This is a genomic window from Loktanella sp. D2R18, assembly GCF_003318235.1.
Taxonomy (GTDB): domain Bacteria; phylum Pseudomonadota; class Alphaproteobacteria; order Rhodobacterales; family Rhodobacteraceae; genus Yoonia.
The window spans coordinates 12,210-33,309 of sequence record NZ_QOCG01000009.1 but is presented as its reverse complement, the minus strand read 5'-3'; the positions used below and the strand labels follow the sequence as shown (position 1 = coordinate 33,309).

Below are 21,100 nucleotides of genomic sequence, written 5' to 3'. Positions count from 1 at the left end.
GTCCACCCAATCAACCTGAGTACCCGTGACACGCCAAGTCTACGCAGAACGTCAGGGCGATGGTATAAAAACAAAGCCGTTGCGATAGCCGTGGATAGGCCCAATGCAATAATCCAATGTCCGGCAAGCCCGGTGTCAGGGCGAAGCCACCAGCCCGCGATGAGGCCATACCCCCCCAACAGAATAAAAATGAGAGCGGTACAGCCGTGGAGATTGCGGTGACCTGCGCCAAAGACAGGTGCGGCAGCATACGCCGCCGCACAACCCCGGCGCTGAGCGCGCCAAAACCAATGACCTGCGCAATCGCACAAGTGCCACTGCGTGCGGCCCGATGGGGCGGCACGCCCGTGCCCAAAATACGGTGCCAAATCGCATCATATTGGCCAACAGCCTTGAGGCTGAGCCATGTGGCCCAAGCTGCAGCGATGTATGACCCCAGTGATATCCTCGCAAACGCGTCAAGGATGGCCCCACCATCCATTTCCGCAAGTTTGCCAAATAATAAGAAGCTGCACCCCACAAATATCACGAAGGGAAGCGATGCTTTGGCACCTTGCAACATTGCGAACCTTGAAAAAACCGTCTTGAATGGGAACATGCGTACTCCGAACTCAGGAACGAGTGTACGCAAGCGAAATGAATCGCTTCTTAACAAAGGCTCAATTTGCAATTTTTGTGCCATAATTTTAGTAGTCGGCGGGAGTTTGGGTGCGCACTTCTACCAAGTTCATGGCAACCGCATAGCTTTGTAGGGCCGATCTGCCGGATATAGGGACGCAGACGCTTGCTCGTAAGGTTTGCTTGCACTATGACGCGCCTATGACGCGGCCCAGGGCGGGCAGGCGCAGCACAAAGGGGTGAGCATGGCACGCCGCAAAAAGATTTACGAAGGCAAGGCAAAGATCCTTTATGAAGGTCCGGAACCAGGGACGCTTGTTCAATATTTCAAGGACGATGCGACCGCCTTTAATGCCGAAAAGAAAGCTGTCATCGACGGCAAGGGCGTGTTGAACAACCGTCTGTCTGAATTTTTCATGACAGGGCTGGCCAATATCGGCATTCCGACGCATTTCATCAAACGCTTGAATATGCGCGAACAGCTGATCCGGCAGGTTGAGATCATTCCCCTAGAGGTCATCGTGCGTAACGTTGCCGCCGGATCGATGGCGAAACGGTTGGGCCTTGAAGAAGGCGCGCCGCTGCCACGGCCCATTGTGGAATTTTCGTACAAAGATGATGCTTTGGGTGATCCACTGGTCCCTGAAGAATATATCATCGCCTTCGGCTGGGCGAACCAGCAAGATTTGGACGATATTATCAGTCTTGCGCTGCGTGTGAACGACTGGATGTCGGGCGTGATGTTCGGGGTCGGTATCAAACTGGTTGATTTCAAAATTGAGATTGGCCGCGTTTGGGACAATGAATTCCCGCGTCTGTTGCTTGCTGATGAAATCAGCCCTGATAGCTGCCGTCTGTGGGATATTGAAACGGGTCAGAAACTCGACAAAGACGTATTCCGACGCGATCTGGGTGATTTGGCTGATGCCTATACCGAAGTCGCCAAGCGTCTGGGCGTCATGCCGTCTAACGTGACCCATGCGACCAAACCCACTTTGATTAACTAAACTTGATCCGTCACAAACCGATCTCAAACAAGGGAACCCGCCGATGAAAGCCCGCGTCTATGTAATGTTGAAAAACGGTGTCCTTGATCCCCAAGGAGAGGCCGTGCGTCATGCGCTTGGAACACTTGGCTTTGATGGGGTGAAGGGTGTTCGCCAGGGCAAGGTGATTGAACTTGATCTTGCGGATGGCACATCAGAAGCAACCGTTGAGCAGATGTGTGAAAAACTGCTCGCGAATACGGTGATCGAAAGCTACCGGATCGAGGTGCAGTGATGCGTGCTGCCGTCGTCGTTTTCCCCGGATCAAACTGTGATCGCGACATGGCTGTAGCCTTGCGCGCGGCTGGTGCGGATGTGCAGATGGTTTGGCACAAAGATGCTGCGATGCCTGACAACATCGATCTGGTCGCTGTACCGGGCGGGTTTTCGTTTGGTGACTACCTGCGCTGCGGGGCAATTGCCGCACAATCACCAATTTGCAAAGCTGTAGTCGACCACGCACAGCGGGGCGGCTATGTGCTTGGGGTGTGTAACGGGTTTCAGGTATTGACGGAAACCGGGTTGCTTCCCGGCGCGCTGATGCGCAATGCGAATCTTAAATTCATCTGTAAGGATGTTGATTTAGTGGTTAGTTCATCCAATTCGGCATTCACTTCTGGTTACGGCGTCGGCGACACTGTTTGCTATCCGGTGGCGCACCACGACGGCAATTATTCGATTGATGACAAAGGATTGGCGCGGATCAAAGACGAAGACCGTATCGCATTTACCTATACAGATAACCCAAATGGATCGGTTGCGGATATTGCCGGCGTTTTGTCTGAAAACCGCCGCGTGCTTGGCATGATGCCACACCCGGAACGCGCGGTTGATGCAGGGCATGGCGGGATGGACGGGCAGGCGCTTTTCCGCGGGTTATTTGACCAAATGGTTTCTGCCTAGGCTTGCGTCCTTGCTGCGCGGCGTGGCTGGTCTTAGACTGCGCGGATGGTGAGTGCACGAAATTCAGGTAACAGACGTGGCAAGGGGCGGTGGTTTTTACGCCTTTCGATCCTTTTGGTCTGCCTGTTTGCACTGATCGTCGTCTACGTCTCTAACCAGCTTTTGACGCAGCGATTTGCCAACGACATTGCCGACCGCTCCGAGGTCCGACTATCGCTCTATGTGACCAATTTGACAAGCGAACTACAGCGCAACTCTGTTGTGCCGCAGCTTTTGGCGCGCAGTCCCGAATTAGTCAGTGCGCTGATGTCGCGTGATTTCACAAATTCTTCGGCGCATTTGGTCTCGTTTGTTGCCGAAATCGGCTCAGCCTCGCTTATGTTGCTGGACCGGGACGGGATGACCGTCGCTGCGACAGATGCTGAAGAAATCGGCGTTGATCACGCGGACGCCCCATATTTTGTGAACGCGTTGGAAAGCGACCTTACCGTTTATGCGACGGCACGCGATCAATCGGGACAATACCGCTATGTATTTTCGCGCAAAATCTTGTTGCAAGGGCAACTGATAGGGGTGATCGCGGTCGAAGTGAATTCCGCCTTGCTGCAAGCAGGTTGGGTCGGCGGGTCAGAGGCAGTTCTTGTGCTTGATAGCGAAGGCCAAATTATCATGTCGACTGAACGCGGGTGGGGTGGGTTGACGGAAACAGCCGCGCTCAATCTGAACCACACGATTACTATAACGGAACGGGTTCAGCGAGTCGTCCGCGCGTTAGCAGGCTTGGACGCCGACGCGTATTTGCAGGGTGAGGCGATGTTGCGCCACGAAGCCCGCGTGCCGCATCAAGGTTGGAAAATGGTGAGCTATACCGCCTATAGCACAGTGCGTAATCGGGTGAACGGCATTCTCGCGCTGGAGGTAATGGTCTTTGCGATTATCTTGGCGGTGATGTTTTGGCTTATGTCCCGTAAAACCGCATCGCGGCTTGTGTTCTTTCAACGTGAATCGGCTGAACTTCGTGCCCTAAACCGCCGTTTACAAAGGGAAGTTGCGGAGCGAGAGAAGGTCGAGCAAACTTTGCAGGTGGCAGAGCAAACGATTGCGCAGTCATCAAAATTGGCCGCTCTTGGTGAGATGTCTGCAGCCGTCAGCCACGAGCTCAACCAGCCCTTAGCTGCGATGAAAACTTATTTGGCCGGCGCGCGATTGTTGTTGGAACGTGAACGCCCCGAAGAGGCAATGTCGTCATTTCAGCGCATTGATGACCTCATTGAACGGATGGGTGCAATCACCCGGCAACTAAAATCCTATGCGCGCAAAGGTGATGATGCCTTTGAGCCGATGGACATCCGCGCAGCGGTGTCTACCGGGCTGGCAATGATGGAACCACAGCTTAAGATTCGCGACGTGAATATTATACGGTCATTGCCTAACGAGCCGGTCATGGTGCTTGGAGACCGGTTACGGTTAGAGCAGGTGATTGTGAACTTGCTGCGCAACGCATTGGATGCCACAAAGGGGGCAAGTAACCCGACGGTTGAAATTTTGCTCGTGTCTGGCAACACGATCAGCCTGCAAATTCGGGATAATGGTGAAGGTATCGAAGACCTCAATGCGTTGTTCGAGCCATTTTACACAACCAAACAACCCGGAGACGGGACGGGGCTGGGGCTTGCGATTTCTTCTGGAATTGTCACCGAGTTGGGTGGGCGGTTAACCGCCCGTAACGCCGCTGACGGTGGCGCAATCTTCGAAGTTCAGCTACCCCGGCTACAACATGACGCGGCAGCGGCAGAATAGGATTATGACGAATGAATAAGGCGATGAAAGTAGCGATTGTTGATGATGAAACTGATATGCGGCAGTCAATTAGCCAATGGTTAACGCTGTCAGGGTTTGAGACTGATACATTCGCCTCCGCCGAAGAGGCGCTGAAGGGGCTTGGGACGGATTACCCTGGAATCGTGGTGTCCGATGTGCGTATGCCGGGGATGGATGGCATGCAGTTTTTGAAAAAAATCAAAGGCATCGACAGCACGTTGCCTGTGATCATGATCACAGGTCACGGGGATGTTCCCATGGCAGTTGAGGCCATGCGCGTTGGGGCTTTTGATTTTCTTGAAAAGCCCTTTAACCCGGATCGGATGACCGAACTTGCGAAAAAGGCCACGCAAGCGCGGCGTCTGACGCTTGATAACCGGGCGCTACGGCGTGAATTGTCGGATGGAACGGCACTGATCAAAAAACTGATCGGGCAATCGCCTGTTATGGAGCGCCTGAAAGAAGATATCTTAGATTTGGGGCAGGCCGATGGGCATGTCTTAATAGAAGGCGAGACAGGCACAGGCAAAACATTGGTGGCCCATGCGTTGCATGCTGTGGGTGCGCGTGCCTCCAAGAAGTTTGTGCTGCTTAGCTGCGCGGCTTACGACGAGGAAACGCTAGGTCGCGTGATCTTTGGGCCTGCGCGCGACGATGAGCCAATTCCTGCGATCGAAGAAGCCCGCGGCGGCACCTTGGTGCTTGAAGATATCGAAGCATTGAGCCACGCGTTACAGTCGCGTTTGCTGACAGCAATCAATGAACAGGGATCGCCCGCTGAAACGCGGATCGTCGCGATCTGCAACCTGCAAGAACAGGATAAAACCTGCGAAAGCGTTTTGCGTCCGGATCTTTTTTATCGCCTTGCGGCCTTGCGGATCACAGTGCCCCCCTTGCGTCAGCGTGGCGAAGATATCTTGACGCTGTTCACGCGGCTCAGTGAGCAGTTCTCTGACGAATACGGTTGTGACGCCCCCGAAGTGAGCGCGCAAGAGGCCGCACAGCTTTTGCAGGCACCTTGGCCGGGCAATGTGCGGCAATTGATCAATGTGGCCGAACGGGCTGTGCTGCAAAATCGGCGCGGGTCGGGATCTATCGCATCCTTGTTGATGGCCGATACCGAAGAAATGAAGCCGGCCATGACAACCGAAGGCAAACCGTTGAAAGAGTTTGTTGAGGCTTTTGAACGCATGTTGATCGACAACACCATGCGGCGGCACCGCGGATCGATCGTATCTGTGATGGAAGAGCTTTGCCTGCCGCGCCGGACCTTGAATGAAAAGATGGCCAAATATGGTCTGCAACGGTCTGACTATTTGTAACAACCTTACGGGCGCGCCACGTGGCCGCGCCCGTATCGTTTGGAAACAGTCATCTAATTTTTAAATATTTGGTACAGTTTACCGCAACCTCTTGTGTAATGTGACCTTCCTACACTATGTATGGTTTACGGACGCCCGCGCGATGGTTGCGCGTCGAGGTCCGATCAAGAATTCTCTGCCCGGTTTGAACAAACGAATGTGGTGCAGCTGATTTGATCCCAAGGGATCAGAAGAACGCCCTGGTCGCGCGAATTTCTATGCCGACCGGGCCCTGAATGGGCCTTGGACAACCAAGGTCGGAGAAGCAACGCGATGAAACGCGCGCAACATAGAGGCAAGGATGCAGCGGCCCTGAGGGGCCCCGTATTTGCCCGCGCGCAGATCGCCTTAATCAGACATGTAACCCGAACTGCAGCGCCCCCTGGGGCGACGACCGGATTATGTGCGAACGGAAAATATGCCAAAGAAAATGCTCATCGATGCGACACACGCGGAAGAAACCCGCGTTGTAGTCGTAGACGGCAACAAGGTCGAAGAATTTGATTTTGAAAGCCAATTTAAGCGCCAGCTAGCTGGTAATATCTATCTCGCAAAGGTAACGCGCGTCGAACCATCGCTACAGGCCGCCTTCGTGGACTACGGCGGAAATCGTCATGGGTTCCTTGCGTTCTCAGAGATTCATCCCGATTACTATCAAATCCCGGTCGCTGATCGCGAGGCGCTGATCGCAGAAGAAAAAGCCTATGCCGAAAGCCTAAAGGCCGCCGCGGAAGCCGAAGACGAAAAACCCAAACGCCGCCGCAGTCGCGCAAAACCAAAGCCAGCCGTGGTCGAAACCGATGATGCGGTGATCACGGCAGATGTGGAAAGTACCGAAGTCGAAACGCCAGAAGAAGAGACTTCAGGTGATATCGCGGGTATGGAAACCATCGATCTCTCTGACGTGGGCGAGGGGGATTCCCCCATGGTGCTTGTGGCCGATACGCCTGTTGAAGAACCGCAATCCGACGATGAAAATGCGGATGATGACGCAGGCGAACAGCCGCGTGCCGACGCCAAGAGCAAAGATGACAGCATTGAAAGTGTTGCCGAAGAGGATGATACCGACGAGGTGCGCCCTTTGCGCAAACCACGTCCCAAGCGTTATAAAATCCAAGAGGTCATCAAGGTTCGCCAGATACTCTTGATCCAAGTTGTCAAAGAAGAGCGTGGCAATAAAGGTGCTGCGCTGACAACCTATCTATCGCTTGCTGGTCGTTACTGCGTCTTGATGCCAAACACCGCGCGCGGTGGCGGCATCAGCCGTAAAATCACTAACCCCGCCGACCGCAAAAAGCTGAAAGAAATTGCAGGTGAAATGACCGTGCCAGATGGCGCAGGTCTCATCATTCGCACAGCTGGCTCTCAGCGGACCAAGGCTGAGATCAAGCGCGATTACGAATATCTGCAACGCATGTGGGAACAGATCCGCGCGCTGACGTTGAAATCTGTCGCACCTGCAAAGATCTATGAAGAAGGCGATTTGATCAAACGCTCGATCCGCGATCTTTATTCCAAAGAAATCGACGAGGTCATCGTCGCAGGCGAGGCGGGTTACCGCACGGCCAAAGATTTCATGAAAATGATCATGCCTTCGCACGCTAAAAACGTGAAATTCTACACTGAACAGCTGCCGCTGTATGCGCGCTATCAGGTCGAAGGTTACTTGGGCGGAATGTTTAACCCGACTGTGCAATTGCCATCGGGTGGCTACATTGTGATCGGAATCACCGAGGCACTTGTCGCCATCGACGTGAACTCTGGTCGCGCCACCAAAGAAGGTTCAATCGAACAAACCGCTACGAAAACGAACCTCGAAGCCGCCGACGAGGTCGCGCGCCAATTGCGTCTACGCGATTTGGCCGGGTTGATCGTGATCGATTTCATCGACATGGACGAGCGCCGCAATAATACGGCCGTTGAAAAGCGATTTAAGGAAAAATTGAAAACAGATCGCGCCCGTATTCAGGTCGGTCGGATTTCCGGCTTTGGCCTGATGGAAATGTCGCGCCAACGTTTGCGCCCCGGCATGCTCGAGGCGACGACGCAGATGTGCGCGCATTGTCACGGCACGGGCTTGTTGCGTTCTGACGATAACGTGTCTCTCGCGATTTTGCGTCAGCTTGAAGAAGAGGGCGTGCGCGGTCGTACCAAGGAAGTATTGGTCAAAGCGCCGATCTCAATTGCCAACTTCTTGATGAATGGCAAACGTGAACATATCGGCGAGATCGAAGCGCGCTACGGCCTTTCGGTACGCATCGAATGTGACCCAACGCTTGTCTCACCTGATTTCGCAATCGAGAAATTCAAAACCGCTACACGCATTGTTCCAGAGGCCGCGCCTGTTGTGACCTCAACTGTCATCATGGATGACGACGATGATGTCGTGACAGAGGTTGAAGAAGATCAAAACGACGCCGCCACAAGTGATGAAAATGCGGAAGACCGTCCAAAGCGTAAACGCCGCCGTCGGCGTCGGCGTCGGGGTGGCAATGGCAATGGTGAAAACCAGCAGGCCGACGGTGAACAGACGTCTGATGCGCCTGCCGGAGAGGCCGAGGCGACACCTGAAACTGAAGCGCCCGCTGCAGAGGAAAAGCCAAAGCGGACCCGTACGCGCAAACGTAAACCGGCTGCAAAAACCGACGAGACTTCGGAAGATGGTGATGCCATAACAACGGATGCGCCAGTCGCTGAGACCGAGACCGAAGAAAAACCAGCGCCGAAGAAACGCACACGCACTCGGAAGAAACCTGTCGCGGCAGAGCCGGAAGCGGCGACTGACACAGTTGCCGCGGAAGCTGAGGCAGAAGTCGTCCCAGAAGAAAAGCCGAAACCAAAGCGTAAGAGCCGTGCAAAGCCCAAGCCAAAAGCAGCCGAGCCTGCCGAAGCCGAAGCAACGCCAGAAGCGGAAGCGCTGAAGCCAGAAGTGGCAGCACCAGTCCCCGAAGCACCTGCGCCAGAACCAGCCGCCGAAGCTACGCCAGAACCTGCGGCCCCTGCGCCGGTTGAAACACCGGCACCCGCAACGGATGAACCGGCTAAGCCAAAGCGCAAAGGTTGGTGGTCACTCGGACGCTAAGCCGAGTTACACGAAACACAAGAACGCCGCCCCAGAACTGGGGTGGCGTTTTTCGTTTCTTAGGCTTTTTGGATCACATAGGCTTGGGCACCATCAAAGTCATGCGTGTCGATCAATTGGTGCCCGGCCTCGGCGCAAAAATGCGGCACATCGATGATGGCAGCGGGATCATCGGCGACCATCCGCAAGATTTGCCCAGATTGCAGCGCTTGCAATCGCTTACGTGCTTTTAGAACAGGCAGCGGGCACAATAGGCCCCGCGCATCAAGATCAGCATCAAATGTCATAGGTTGGGATTAGGGCTGATATTTCAAAATGTCCACTAAGATGTGACAATTGGGTGCGTGACCTAACCCGCGCGACCGCATAGAAAAGGGGCAGAGGTATACAGATGTTTGAAGCCACCACAATTCTAGACGCGGCCCTGATCCCTGCAATGTTTGTCGCATTGGCGGCGGGGGTCTTGTCGTTTCTAAGCCCCTGCGTTTTGCCGGTGGTGCCCCCATATCTGGCTTATATGGGCGGCGTGTCAGTCAGCGAATTGGAACAACAGGCCGCGGCCCGTCGCAGGGTGTTGGTGGCTGCAATCTTTTTTGTACTGGGGCTATCGACGATCTTTATTTTGCTTGGGCTTGCGTTCTCGACGATGGGGCGCGCGTTCTTGCAATACCAAGACCATTTCAACACGATCGCAGGCGTGATCGTGATGATCCTAGGCGCGCATTTCGTCGGGGTCTTTCGGATTGGGTTCTTGGACCGCGAAATGCGGTTGGATGCGGGGGATAAAGGCGGATCAGCCTTTGGGGCCTATCTGCTTGGGCTGGCTTTCGCATTTGGCTGGACGCCTTGTTTAGGGCCGATCCTAGGTGCGATCCTTAGTCTCGCGGCATCAGAGGCAAGCGTCGGACGCGGCACGGCGTTGCTTGCGGTATATGCAATCGGCCTTGGCATTCCGTTTTTGCTTGTCGCCGCGTTCTTTCCGCGCCTTAAGGGAGCAATGGGCTGGATGAAACGCCATATGGACAAGATCGAACGCACCTCTGGCCTGCTGCTGTGGACCGTTGGTTTGATGATGCTAACGGGTCAATTTGCCGCGATGAGCTATTGGCTGCTTGAAAGCTTCCCTGCTTTGGCCGCCATTGGTTAAGGCTTATGTTTTTGATCGTAATCCGCTAGCTTGCAAACAGGCAAAGCGATGAGGATCCGCAATGGGCACGCCCAGTGAACAGGTCAAACGGCGGCGAGTGTTTTATATCCCCGGATATGACCCCATGCCGCCGCGACGCTACCGCGAACTATACCGCGCCGAAAGCCAGACCCAGGCCGAAATCAGCGGATACGAGATTGACGTAAAAGCGCGTGCGACCGATGCGACGTTCGGCTGGATTACGGGCGCGAAAATTGATGAACAAACGGTTCTGGCCCGCGTGGATGTCTTGGTTTGGTCGGATATCGTGCGCGATAGTATGGCGCAATCCATTCCGGCGACCTACTGGCAGCTTTTGCAAACGGGGTGGATTTATATCAGCACGGGCACATTACGGCGGCTGATGTGGATGCGTAAAGGGCCGGTGATTGCGGCGCTTTACCCGGTTGGGATGCTGTTATTGCAATTGGTCGCGGCATTGGGGATTGGGGCGTTCGTCGGAAATGCGCTTCAGGCTGGGCTGATTTGGTTGGGCGCTGTTACAGGGGGGCAAGTGATTGCGATGGCCCTTGGGTGGATCGGGTTTGTCGTGAAATATCTGCTTTGGGGCGCAGTCAGTGTATTCTTGCTGCGCTGGTTCAAATCCAAAGATAACAAACTATTCGCTCATTACCTGATGCATGATTACGCGTTTTCGGCGCGTGGCGCCGGTAAGATGCCAGAGCCGCTAGATACGCGCATGGCCCAGTTTGGCGATATGATTGCGGCGGCTTTTCAAGAAGACGTGGATGAGGTCTTGGTCGTCGGTCATTCATCCGGTGCACATTTGGCGGTGACTATTTTAGCTGATTTGATCCGCGCGGGCAGGGTTCCCACGGACGGCCCGGTACTTGCGTTCTTGTCGTTGGGGCAGGTGGTGCCGATGGTGTCATTCTTGCCGCGTGCCATGCGGCTTAGGACGGATCTTGCGTTCTTAAGCACCCAAGAAAATATCACTTGGGTCGATGTGACGGCCCCCGGTGACGGGTGTTGTTTTGCATTGTGTGACCCGGTTGCGGTCACAGGGGTGGCACCGCCCGGCAAGCGCTGGCCCTTGGTTATCTCTGCTGCTTTCACCCAAAGCTTGACACCCGCCCGTTGGAAGGCGTTGCGCTGGCGGTTTTTTCGACTGCATTTCCAATATCTTTGTGCTTTTGATCAGCCCAAGGATTACGATTACTTTCAGATCACGGCTGGGCCACTGACACTGCGCGCGCGTTATCAAGGGCGGCCCCCTTCAAAATCGCGGATCGATGTGGTTGCGTCAAAATATACGAACGTTCAGCCTGAATGACGGATTTGCCCCCAAAACCCGCTGCGCGCCCTGATAAAGTCTCGCTTTGGCGATACTTGCGATTGTTTCGGCGCGATATTTTATCTGCGCAACCCGCCAAGCTTTACGGCGCGTGGATGGCCGAATTTCGCACGCCATTCTTTCGTAGCTATCTGATCAATGATCCTAAGTTGATTGAAACCGTGTTGAAAACCGATCCAGATGATTTCCCAAAGTCGGACCGAATTTCAGCGGGACTGCAACCCTTATTGGGCGAAAGCGTGTTTCTGACCAATGGTGCGGTTTGGAAAAGGCAGCGGCGCATTATTGATCCCGCATTCGAAGGCGGGCGATTGCGCGATACGTTTCCGGGCATCTTTGCTGCGGGGCAGGCGGGGGCAGCGCGTTTAATCGCGGATGATACCCCCCAAGAGATAGAGGCCATCGCCAGCCATATTGCCGCCGACGTCATTTTTCGTACGTTATTTTCCCTGCCAATTGAGGATGAGACCGCGCAAAAGGTCTTTCTTGAATTTCGCAGTTATCAACGGTCTCAGCCGATCCTGAACCTTGCAGCATTCATTCCCGGCCCGCGCTGGATGCCACGATTCTTTCGCCCAGCAACGCGACTTGCAGCAAAAAATATACGCGCCTTGATCACGCAACTGACCACCGCACGGTTAGATATGATTGCCAAAGGTACGGCACCCAATGATCTTGCGACCAAAATCATGACGACGCAGGACCCTGAAACCGGCGAGCTATTTAGTGTTTCAGAAATGGTGGATCAGGTCGCGATTTTCTTTTTGGCAGGGCATGAGACCAGTGCTTCAGCGTTGGCTTGGTCGTTATATTTATTGGCGGGTGCCCCCGATTGGCAGGATAAGGTTGCCGCCGAAGCTGCGCAATTCGACGGGAATTTCGCCAATCTGTCACAGCTTAAGGTGACGCGCGACGTGTTCCGCGAGGCTTTACGGCTTTACCCGCCGGTGCCGATGATGGTGCGCGAGGCCCAAGCGCCAACGCTGTTTCGCAAGCGTGCGATCAAACGCGGGGCGCAAATTGTACTTTCGCCTTGGCATTTGCACCGACACAACCGGCTTTGGGATAATCCCGATGGGTTCGATCCAAACCGCTGGCAAAGCGAAAATGGCAAAACCTGCGCACGCACTGCGTTTATGCCATTTTCTGCGGGGCCGCGGGTATGCCCCGGCGCGGGATTCGCGATGATCGAAGGGGTGACGTTGCTTGCGACACTGCTCAAGAATCATGAATTTCATCTGTCTCAAGACCGAATCCCCATTCCCGTTGCACATCTGACCGTGCGTGCCGAAGACGGAATCTGGCTGCGAATCATGCCGCGCCGCAGTGCAGATATTTGACTTAATGATTAAAAAATGGGCGTAGGTTTTGAAATCCGGCGAAAATGGGGCGGATATCGGCCGCGATTATGTTGGATTGTGCAGGAATTCGCTCACAGTTAAGTGTAATGCAGGGTTTTTGTCGACATTTGGCACCCATAAAGACTACAAGAAGGGGAGACGTGAAAAGATCACGTGCTTAACCAAACATTAACTTTCAGCGAGACGAGAACAGATATGACTATCGCACTTCCAGGTTCTTCCAAAAAAGGTATTGGTGGTCTTTTTGGGCGCAAAGCGAAAGTTGAAAAGAAGGCACCGACTGCTCAGAAGCAACTTTCACGTCAAGACGTCGCTAAAATGTTTTCTGCAAAGCCTGAACCGCGTGAAGTGGTAAAGCCAGCGCGTTTGAACCGTCTTGAGCGCGAAGATCGCGCCGAGTTGGGCAGCCTGCGCGGCGCGCTTTACTCGGAAGACTAATTAAGCGCTTTTTCCAACACGTAGACCCGTAAAGCCGATGCGAGACCAATGTCTCCGCGGCTTTCGTCAATTTCCGCGGCAAGACCATTGATTGTTTTACCGTTTTGATCCGCGATTAGCCGGAACTGATCCCAAAATATATCTTCAAGCGAAACACTTGTGCGGTGCCCGCGCAGTGTGAGCGACCGTTTAACCGGGCGCGCGTGATTATTCATCTTCGAATTTCAACTGAGTTAACCGATCGTTGGCCTGCTGTTCGCGGGCGGCATCCAAAAGCTGTTCAGCCTTCGTGCGGCCAAAGCGGATCGCATTTTGATCCGCTTTGGCTTTGGCCTCGGCGCGGGTGCGCGCCTTGCGGGCCTGATTTAGGTTTATGGGCGTCACTTGGGGCCGATCATATCTTCGGGGCGCACGACCTTGTCGAATGTTGCCTCGTCAACAAAGCCCAGTTTGATGGCTTCTTCTTTCAAAGTGGTGCCGTTTTTATGCGCGGTTTTGGCGACAGTTGTCGCATTGTCATAGCCGATTGTGGGGGCCAAAGCGGTCACCAACATCAGGCTTTCGCGCATCAGTTTTTCGATACGGGTGCGATCCGCGCGAACGCCAACGATGCAGTTATCTGTAAATGTCGCAGAGGCGTCACCGATAAGTTGCATAGATTGCAAGACGTTATAGGCCATCATTGGCTTCATTACGTTCAATTCAAAGTGACCTTGTGATCCGGCAAAACCGACAGCCGCATCATTACCCATGACATGGGCGCAGACTTGGGTGATGGCTTCGACTTGGGTTGGGTTCACTTTACCGGGCATGATAGATGAGCCAGGTTCGTTTTCGGGCAACATCAATTCGCCCAAACCGCAGCGCGGGCCAGAGCCGAGCATCCGAATGTCACAGGCAATTTTATAAAGGCTCGCGGCGACGGTTTTCAATGCACCCGACATTTCAACCAATGCGTCATGGGCAGCGAGTGCTTCGAACTTATTTGGTGCGGTCACAAATGGGAGACCGGTGATTTCCGCCATATTCGCCGCAACAGTTTCGCCCCAACCTTTGGGCGTGTTCAACCCGGTGCCAACGGCGGTGCCGCCTTGGGCCAATTCATAAATTGCGGGTAGGGCGGCTTTGATCCGGCGCAAGCCCATCGCAACTTGATGGCTGTAACCGCTGAATTCTTGACCCAATGTCAAAGGTGTCGCATCCATCGTGTGGGTGCGGCCAATTTTGATGATGTCCGCGAATTCTTCTTGTTTTTCAATTAAGGCTGCGTGCAGTTTTTCCAATCCGGGGATCAGAACGTCGCGCGCTGTTGTGGCGACGGCGATATGCATGGCGGTCGGGAAGGTATCGTTTGATGACTGCCCCATGTTGCAGTGATCGTTGGGGTGAACCGGATCTTTTGAGCCGATACTGCCGCCCATGATTTCGATCGCGCGGTTGCTGATCACCTCGTTGGCGTTCATGTTGGATTGTGTGCCGGAGCCGGTCTGCCATACGACCAAGGGGAAATGATCGTCGAGCTTGCCGGCGACAACTTCCGACGCGGCTTTGATCATTGCGTCGGCCTTGTCTGCGTCCAGTTTGCCGCGCTCTTTGTTGGCCATGGCGCAGGCTTGTTTTACAACGCCAAGCGCGCGCACAATCGCAACGGGCTGTTTTTCCCAGCCAATCGGAAAATTCATCAATGAACGCTGGGTCTGCGCACCCCAATAACGGTCTGCTTGGACCTCAAGTGGGCCAAAACTGTCGGTTTCAGTGCGTGTGGCGGTCATGATGGATACCCTTATGAAAAATGATCACTGAGGGTTTAAGCCGCGGCAGGCCGGATCGCAAGGCTTTGGTCTATTTGCGGAACTGATCAAGGCTGACAACCTCAGCCTCTTTGCGTTCTTTGGGATCTGGTGAAGGTTCGACCATTTCGTCCATCGGTGCTTCGTCGATTTCAAGAATGTCGGCGTCCCCGTCTTCGTCATCCTCTGGGGATTCGAAACGTAGCCCAAATTCGACGGAAGGGTCCACAAACGTTCGGATCGCATCATATGGCACATAAAGCCGTTCTGGGTTGTCGCCAAAATTCAACGTAATGCCAAAGCCTTCGTCGGTGACGTCAAGATCATCAAACCAATGCTGGATCACCACAGTCATTTCGCCGGGATAGCGGTCTGACAGCCAATCAGCGATTTCGACGTCGGGGTGCATCGTGTCGAAGGTGATAAAGAAATGATGTTCACCGGGCAGCCCGTCTTTGGCCACATCGGTCAGCACATTTTGGATCAGGCTCCGCATTGCACGGTGCATAAGGTTTCCATAGTCGATGGTGCTGGTCACGGTCACTTCCCCAATTGTGATTGCCCTAGCATACGGGCTTTTCGCCCGGTGAAAAGAGCCGTTATCAGTTTGCGAGCGTGAAGAGCCCGGCAAAAGCGGTGATTGCTAAGACAAGTGGCAGTGACCAGTTCCGCCAGAGTAGTAGTATGGCTGCAAGCGATGCAAGTAAAACAGCCGCGGGTTGTAATGTGCTAGATTCGGGTGAAACAACGGTGATTGCCCCCCAGTGAACAGTGCCAACCCTGTCAAAAAATACATGGATCGCAAACCATATGGAAAGATTGGCGATGACACCGACAACAGCTGCGGTGATGGCAGACAGCGCGCCGCGCAACCGTGGGCGGCTATCGAGCCAATCGATCATAGGCGCGCCTGCGAATATCCAAATAAAGCAGGGCACAAAGGTAACCCAAAGCGTCAGCATACCCGCCAAAAGCGCCAATCCGATACCGCCTTGCGCCAAGCCCGCGATCATGCCCACAAACTGCGTCACAAGGATCAGCGGACCCGGCGTGGTTTCCGCAAGTCCAAGCGCATCCATCATCTGTTGGGTGCTTAGCCACTGATACGACACGACAACCTCTTGCGTCATATAGGCTAAAACGGCGTAGGCTCCGCCAAATGTAACGACCGCCAATTTTGAAAAGAACAACCCAATTTCAAGCAAAAACTGTTGATGTGCGGCGGCCAAGATGATCAATGGTGCGACCCAAATGGCGCATCCAATGCCAATTGTCCTTAGTGTGCGTGTTATACTAGGCAGCGTGCCTACTGCGGTGGCCTTTGCTTTTGGGCGCGAAATAGTCCCGATGAACCCAGCACATAAAACAACCAGTGGAAATGGCATACTAAATAGAAAGAGCGCAATAAATGCACCAATCGCGATGACCCGATGCATTGGCCGGGCCAATGCGCGCTTTGCAACTTTGATGAGCGCTTGGACGACAATCACAACAACGCATGCTTTGACGCCCAAAAACAGTGCTTGGATGACCGCCAAATTGCCATAAGTTCCGTAGGCAAGGGCAAGCAACATGATCAGTAATGCGCCGGGAATAACAAATAGGCCGCCGCCGATCAGGCCTCCGACGATGCCACCGCGTTTCCAGCCGGCATATGTCGCCAATTGCATTGCTTCGGGGCCAGGTAAGAGCATGCAAAACGACAACGCCTTTAAATATTCGTCTTCCGATAACCAAGGACGATCTTCGACCAGTTCTTTGTGCATCAGTGCAATTTGTGCGGCAGGCCCACCGAATGAAAGAAACCCGATCCGGCCAAAAACGCGAATAAGCTCAGCTGTCATGATCTTCACCCTGCCCATCGCGCGCCCAACGGTACAGCGCATCGTAAATTGCCATGCCTGCATCTAGCTGCGCATCGTCACGTTTATACATACGTGACAGTCCAACGGAGATCGCCAATAGGCCGGCCGCTTGCGGGGCAATGTCGTGCTTATTCGTATCCGCGGCACGCACGACTGTAGCCAATGTATCAAGTGCAAGGGACCTGAGCGCGCATTCATCAAGAATTGTATCAAAGATGCAGCGATCACTGCGGTGCCCCCAAAACGTGTCGGCGACATCAAACGGCGTTGCATCAAACCTATCTGCGACGTCAATGACCTGGGCGGGAGGCACGAACATAAACGTGGCTTTGGGGTCAATAAATCGTCGTATCAGCCAAGGGCACGCAATGCGGTCGATCTTGGGCCGGTGACGCGTCACCCAAAGCGATCCAGGGATTTTTGTGGCGGGAATACGCGGAAGCTGTGCCGCTGACCACGCGATATTGCCACCTGCAAGAACCTGCGCATTGATATTCAGGCTGCTCAACCGTGCCGCAACGCCATGCGACAGCTTTTGCCCTTTTTGACAGATAATGACCGCGTCTTTACCCTTTAAATGGGCCGTGATCCCGTCAATATCACCGTGTTTCCAACGCGTTGCTGTTGGCACAAGATAGGGCGCGTCGTTAAAATCGGCATCAATACAGACGTCAATAAGCACCGGACATTGCGGTGTGCCAATCAAACGCATGAGATTGGCTGGTGAAATTTCGTTGAAAGCAGCCATGTGCATCCTCGCTGAATATGGGTCAGTGGATGCGACGCTTTGGCCTAAACCTTACGGGGTGTTCGCAAACCCCATGCCTATTGATGCGCAATCATGGCCAGCGGGTCAAGGTAACAAATGCATGGTGTGATTAAGGGATTAGGTGCAGGTTTCTGTTGCCAGGTACCTGCGGACCCCGCCATAGACTGCAAGCCTATGGACTTAAGTTTTCGATATTTCGCACAGCTTACGCTGCGAGAGCCATCGGTGCTTTGTTGTCATTTGCAACTAGCTTTATCGTACCGATAACGGTGGTAACTCACCGAGATAAAGCAAACCCCTTTAGACGTTCGTCGATCCTATTTCGTCCCCATGTGCCCTAAATCATACCCCAAATGAGAGTTGATACAGGAGTGATTGGTGGAGACGCAGGGTACCGCCCCCTGGTCCGATCCGCTTATTACGAGCGCGTTTATATCCATAGTCCCGAAAGACAGCCTACAGATAGGGCCTCAACGGCGGCTTCGCAAGAGGCATTGGATAAGAAAAGCGCATGTGAATTAGGCAGCCGCAGCGTGCGACATGCCGTTAACAAGAATTTGATGATCAAGCTCTGGCAAGGGCGCACCCGAAGCATTAAGAGGCGATTATATGGTATATTAGGTGATTTAGTATGTTCGTTTTCGCCCGCAGTGGAACCGCCGCGATCTTTAGTCTTTATTGCTTCGCTGCACCTTTGGCGGCCCAAGGTAGCGCTGAAGGATGGGTTTCTGTCGGTGCGATAACCTCTGACGAATTGACGACTGGCTACATATTTGGAGACTTCACTCTCAGGGCCCACGAAGGGCAGTGGGGGGCTGAATTAGGGATGTTTGGTGTCGTTGGCCGACTGCATGAAACCTATGCCGCAGCGACCTGGCAGCGGGATGGGCATAAGGTCGAACTTGGCTTTCCGCGTCCTGCCTATGATCGATATGCTATTTCTGGCCTGACGCAGGTGATGCCACGGCAGGCATTGGAGTCGATTTCGACGACACGCAGTCGGGCGACGTCCGGCGTTTTCACAGAATCAGAGTTTTTACCCTATGGCTTCACCTACGGAAGCAACGATATCGCGTTTTCGCTGCATGGTGTGCCTGACACAGATATTGTTGTCGCAGGGGCAGGTGGGCGCAAAACCGGCGCCAACTGGCAATTGGATTTCGGGATTGAGGCCGTTTCGGAAGCTGACGCAATTGGCTGGAACGCTAAAGCACAGGTGATCCGCACGATGGGGAATTTGGATGTGGGGCTGGGGCTTTATGCGGGGGATGCGAATGGCGCACCCCATGTCGCAGAGCTATTTGCCCAAATCCCAATGGGTAGCCACTTGTCGCTGGCAGGGCTTTTGCGCCAAACGCAAGGGGATGGTCCGCTGGCGGGAGCGAAGTTGACCTATGCGTTCGAAACGGGTCTTTTGACGGATATTGCGATCATTGGTGGCACGGATAATCTTAGCATTGCTGCCTCGGTAGGTTACGAGTTTTAACGTATTATGATGCTTGAGAATATTGCGCCGTGATGTCGCTAAACCCATCGTAGCGCCGTGCGATGATCCGGGTAAGCGGGCGGCCTTCAGGGGTGATCCGCAAGTGGTCACCGTCTTTGACAACATGGCCTGCAAAGTCCGCTAATAAGGCGGCGTGGATCGGGGCCAATGCCGCGCCACCAGGGCGGGTGCTCAGGCTTGGGATATCTATCGCGAAATTGCACATGAGCATATTGATCGCGGCTGCGCGGGTTTGATCCTCTGGGGTCATTGCATAGCCACGGTGCCCGGCAAGCGCACCGGATTCGATACGCTGCGTATAGGCGGCGGTTGCGGCGGCATTTTGGACATAGCCCTGCGCAAATTGCGAAATAGATGACGCGCCAATACCAATCAGCGTGGGGCAGGCATCATCCGTATAGCCTTGAAAATTGCGGCGCAAATGGCCGGTATGATGGGCGCGGGTCAGGCTGTCGTCGGCTTTACCAAAATGATCGATCCCGATGGCCGTATACCCCATGTCCGCAAAGGCTCGCGCGGCCTGTTTTGCAAGGTAATAGCGGGTTTCTTCGGCGGGCAGGGCGGATTCTGGGATCAGTTTTTGCCGTTTGGCAAAGTTTGGCACATGCGCATAGCCGAATAGCGCGATCCGGTCGGGATCAAGCGCGCGGACCTTTTCGATTGTATCCGCCAGCTTGTCAGTGGTTTGAAACGGCAACCCGTAAACGAGATCCGCATTGAGCGACCCAATCCCTGCGGCCCGCAGCGCATCGACGCAAACGCGGGTGGTTTCAAAGCTTTGTTCGCGCCCAATCGCGGCCTGCACGTCCGCTGAAAAGTCTTGAATGCCAATGCTGGCACGGGTCATGCCCATATCGGCAAGGGCCGCGATTTTGGCATCATCAACCAAGGTCGGGTCGATCTCGACCGAAAACCGCAGATTATCGGTCGGAGGGAACACATCAAAAATGGCCGTTGCAAGCGCGCGGATCATGTCAGGAGGAAGAATTGTTGGCGTGCCGCCGCCCCAATGTAATTCGCCCATACGCAGGCCGTCAGGCAGGCTATCGCGCAGCAACGCTAGCTCTGCCTTCAGGTAGGTGAGATAGGTTTCGACAGGCGCGATGGTGCTGGTCCCTTGGGTGCGGCAGGCGCAGAACCAGCACAGACGTTCACAAAAGGGGATATGTACATAGACCGAAACGGGGATGTGCGGGTCAAGCTGGCCCAAACAGTCGCGTTGAAAATCAGATTCGACCTGCGCGTGAAACGCGGTCGCAGGGGGGTAGCTGGTGTAGCGGGGCACGCGGGCGTCAAAAAGCCCACGTTCGCGTAGGCGTGCAATATTTTCCATAGCGCGGTTATGGCAAACCCCTGCGCCCTTTTTATTGCGCTAGATCAAATGGCGCAGGGGATTTTACTAGCTAAGCTGATCAATAAAGCAGGCAGTTGTTTCTGCGATCTGTTCGGCCGTGTGGTCGCGCTTAAAGAAGGTCGCAAATCCGGTTTCGGGGAACATCAGATAAGTCTGGGTTGAATGGTCGACCAGATAGTATTCGGGGTCGCCCTCTTGCTTGCGGTAATAGGTCCGGTACGCCTTGGAAGCCGCATCGACTTGTTCCGCTGAGCCTGTCAGGCCAATCATATCGTCGTGGAAATTATCTGCAAAATCGCCAACGATTTGCGGCGTGTCGCGGGCAGGGTCGATGGTGATAAAGACAGTGCCGATGTCGTGGCCTTGGTCTTCGAGTATATAGGCGGCCGCAGCGTTGCGCGCACTGTCGAGCGGGCAAACGTCAGGGCAAAAGGTATACCCAAAGTAAACCAAAGTGGGCTTGGTAATGACATCGATGTCGGTCACCGTTTCGCCGGTTTCCGAGACCAGTTCAAACGGCCCACCAATTGCGGCACCAGCCACGGAGGTATCCCCGCAAGGCACCCCGTTCGCGTTTTGGGATACAGTCCAAGTGTAAAACCCAAGGCCCGCCGCAACGGCCAGCGTGGCCGATCCAATAATGACAGCTTTCATTGCTCTCTCCTTATGGGGTGGTGCGCCTTG

Annotated in this window: 21 protein-coding genes and 1 other RNA gene; 11 read left to right on the top strand and 11 right to left on the bottom strand. The window is 54.2% G+C overall.

Translation table 11 applies throughout. The features are described 5' to 3' along the window. Positions 1-10 precede the first annotated feature (10 nt). The gene (locus DS901_RS05225) at positions 11-481 is read right to left on the bottom strand and encodes a hypothetical protein (RefSeq protein WP_181820776.1); all 471 of its coding nucleotides are present in this window, start codon (positions 479-481) and stop codon (positions 11-13) included. 382 nt (positions 482-863) lie between these two features. Here DS901_RS05225 and purC point away from each other — a divergent pair, with 382 nt between their 5' ends. The 6 genes from purC to DS901_RS05195 all read left to right on the top strand — a co-directional run bounded on the left by purC (position 864) and on the right by DS901_RS05195 (position 8,831). After that, positions 864-1,625, top strand: a complete 762-nt coding sequence (gene purC / locus DS901_RS05220) for a phosphoribosylaminoimidazolesuccinocarboxamide synthase (RefSeq protein WP_113775883.1) — start codon at positions 864-866, stop codon at positions 1,623-1,625. Between the two features lie 43 nt (positions 1,626-1,668). After that, positions 1,669-1,899 (top strand): phosphoribosylformylglycinamidine synthase subunit PurS, encoded by a 231-nt coding sequence (gene purS, locus DS901_RS05215; protein ID WP_113775882.1) that lies wholly within the window; start codon positions 1,669-1,671, stop codon positions 1,897-1,899. Beyond that, positions 1,899-2,567 (top strand): phosphoribosylformylglycinamidine synthase subunit PurQ, encoded by a 669-nt coding sequence (gene purQ, locus DS901_RS05210; protein WP_113775881.1) that lies wholly within the window; start codon positions 1,899-1,901, stop codon positions 2,565-2,567. Before purS ends, purQ begins: the two co-directional genes overlap by 1 nt. Before the next feature lie 45 nt (positions 2,568-2,612). Then, complete coding sequence (locus tag DS901_RS05205; protein WP_113775880.1) at positions 2,613-4,367, top strand: sensor histidine kinase; 1,755 nt, start codon at positions 2,613-2,615, stop codon at positions 4,365-4,367. Between the two features lie 11 nt (positions 4,368-4,378). Continuing rightward, on the top strand, positions 4,379-5,710 hold the full coding sequence (locus DS901_RS05200) for a sigma-54-dependent transcriptional regulator (protein ID WP_113775879.1): 1,332 nt from the start codon (positions 4,379-4,381) through the stop codon (positions 5,708-5,710). A gap of 457 nt (positions 5,711-6,167) precedes the next feature. Then, positions 6,168-8,831: an Rne/Rng family ribonuclease gene (locus DS901_RS05195; RefSeq protein WP_113775878.1), complete on the top strand. Its 2,664-nt coding sequence runs from the start codon at positions 6,168-6,170 to the stop codon at positions 8,829-8,831. A 59-nt stretch (positions 8,832-8,890) separates the two neighbouring features. Here the strand turns inward: DS901_RS05195 and DS901_RS05190 are convergent, their stop codons facing one another. Next, positions 8,891-9,118 (bottom strand): sulfurtransferase TusA family protein, encoded by a 228-nt coding sequence (locus DS901_RS05190; protein WP_113775877.1) that lies wholly within the window; start codon positions 9,116-9,118, stop codon positions 8,891-8,893. A 104-nt stretch (positions 9,119-9,222) separates the two neighbouring features. On the opposite strand from DS901_RS05190, the gene DS901_RS05185 reads away from it, so the two are divergent. The 4 genes from DS901_RS05185 (at position 9,223) to DS901_RS05170 (ending at position 13,131) form a co-directional block, all read left to right on the top strand. Then, entirely contained in the window at positions 9,223-9,978 is a 756-nt protein-coding gene (locus DS901_RS05185; RefSeq protein WP_113775876.1) for a cytochrome c biogenesis CcdA family protein, read from the top strand. A 61-nt stretch (positions 9,979-10,039) separates the two neighbouring features. Next, complete coding sequence (locus DS901_RS05180) at positions 10,040-11,311, top strand: hypothetical protein (protein ID WP_113775875.1); 1,272 nt, start codon at positions 10,040-10,042, stop codon at positions 11,309-11,311. Continuing rightward, positions 11,308-12,672 (top strand): cytochrome P450, encoded by a 1,365-nt coding sequence (locus DS901_RS05175; RefSeq protein ID WP_113775874.1) that lies wholly within the window; start codon positions 11,308-11,310, stop codon positions 12,670-12,672. Before DS901_RS05180 ends, DS901_RS05175 begins: the two co-directional genes overlap by 4 nt. A 174-nt stretch (positions 12,673-12,846) precedes the next feature. Beyond that, the gene (locus DS901_RS05170) at positions 12,847-13,131 is read left to right on the top strand and encodes a hypothetical protein (RefSeq protein WP_181820775.1); all 285 of its coding nucleotides are present in this window, start codon (positions 12,847-12,849) and stop codon (positions 13,129-13,131) included. On the opposite strand, the gene DS901_RS05165 is transcribed toward DS901_RS05170, so the two are convergent. The 7 genes from DS901_RS05165 to ssrA all read right to left on the bottom strand — a co-directional run bounded on the left by DS901_RS05165 (position 13,128) and on the right by ssrA (position 18,047). Then, the gene (locus tag DS901_RS05165) at positions 13,128-13,346 is read right to left on the bottom strand and encodes a ribbon-helix-helix domain-containing protein (protein ID WP_113775872.1); all 219 of its coding nucleotides are present in this window, start codon (positions 13,344-13,346) and stop codon (positions 13,128-13,130) included. The genes DS901_RS05170 and DS901_RS05165 overlap by 4 nt on opposite strands. After that, the gene (locus tag DS901_RS05160) at positions 13,339-13,515 is read right to left on the bottom strand and encodes a DUF4169 family protein (RefSeq protein ID WP_113775871.1); all 177 of its coding nucleotides are present in this window, start codon (positions 13,513-13,515) and stop codon (positions 13,339-13,341) included. Before DS901_RS05160 ends, DS901_RS05165 begins: the two co-directional genes overlap by 8 nt. Beyond that, entirely contained in the window at positions 13,512-14,903 is a 1,392-nt protein-coding gene (fumC, locus tag DS901_RS05155) for a class II fumarate hydratase (RefSeq protein ID WP_113775870.1), read from the bottom strand. Before fumC ends, DS901_RS05160 begins: the two co-directional genes overlap by 4 nt. A 70-nt stretch (positions 14,904-14,973) precedes the next feature. Next, positions 14,974-15,459, bottom strand: coding sequence for an SspB family protein (locus tag DS901_RS05150; RefSeq protein ID WP_113776132.1), 486 nt, complete (start codon positions 15,457-15,459; stop codon positions 14,974-14,976). A 64-nt stretch (positions 15,460-15,523) separates the two neighbouring features. Then, entirely contained in the window at positions 15,524-16,765 is a 1,242-nt protein-coding gene (chrA, locus tag DS901_RS05145; protein ID WP_181820774.1) for a chromate efflux transporter, read from the bottom strand. Beyond that, entirely contained in the window at positions 16,755-17,534 is a 780-nt protein-coding gene (locus DS901_RS05140) for a chromate resistance protein ChrB domain-containing protein (RefSeq protein ID WP_113775869.1), read from the bottom strand. Before DS901_RS05140 ends, chrA begins: the two co-directional genes overlap by 11 nt. A gap of 141 nt (positions 17,535-17,675) precedes the next feature. Continuing rightward, positions 17,676-18,047: a transfer-messenger RNA gene (gene ssrA / locus DS901_RS05135) on the bottom strand. A 139-nt stretch (positions 18,048-18,186) separates the two neighbouring features. Here ssrA and DS901_RS05130 point away from each other — a divergent pair. After that, the gene (locus tag DS901_RS05130; protein ID WP_113775868.1) at positions 18,187-19,041 is read left to right on the top strand and encodes a hypothetical protein; all 855 of its coding nucleotides are present in this window, start codon (positions 18,187-18,189) and stop codon (positions 19,039-19,041) included. A 4-nt stretch (positions 19,042-19,045) separates the two neighbouring features. On the opposite strand, the gene hemN is transcribed toward DS901_RS05130, so the two are convergent. Both hemN and DS901_RS05120 read right to left on the bottom strand, forming a co-directional pair. Continuing rightward, positions 19,046-20,395, bottom strand: coding sequence for an oxygen-independent coproporphyrinogen III oxidase (hemN, locus tag DS901_RS05125; protein WP_113775867.1), 1,350 nt, complete (start codon positions 20,393-20,395; stop codon positions 19,046-19,048). A gap of 66 nt (positions 20,396-20,461) precedes the next feature. Next, entirely contained in the window at positions 20,462-21,070 is a 609-nt protein-coding gene (locus DS901_RS05120; protein ID WP_113775866.1) for an SCO family protein, read from the bottom strand. Positions 21,071-21,100 lie beyond the last annotated feature (30 nt).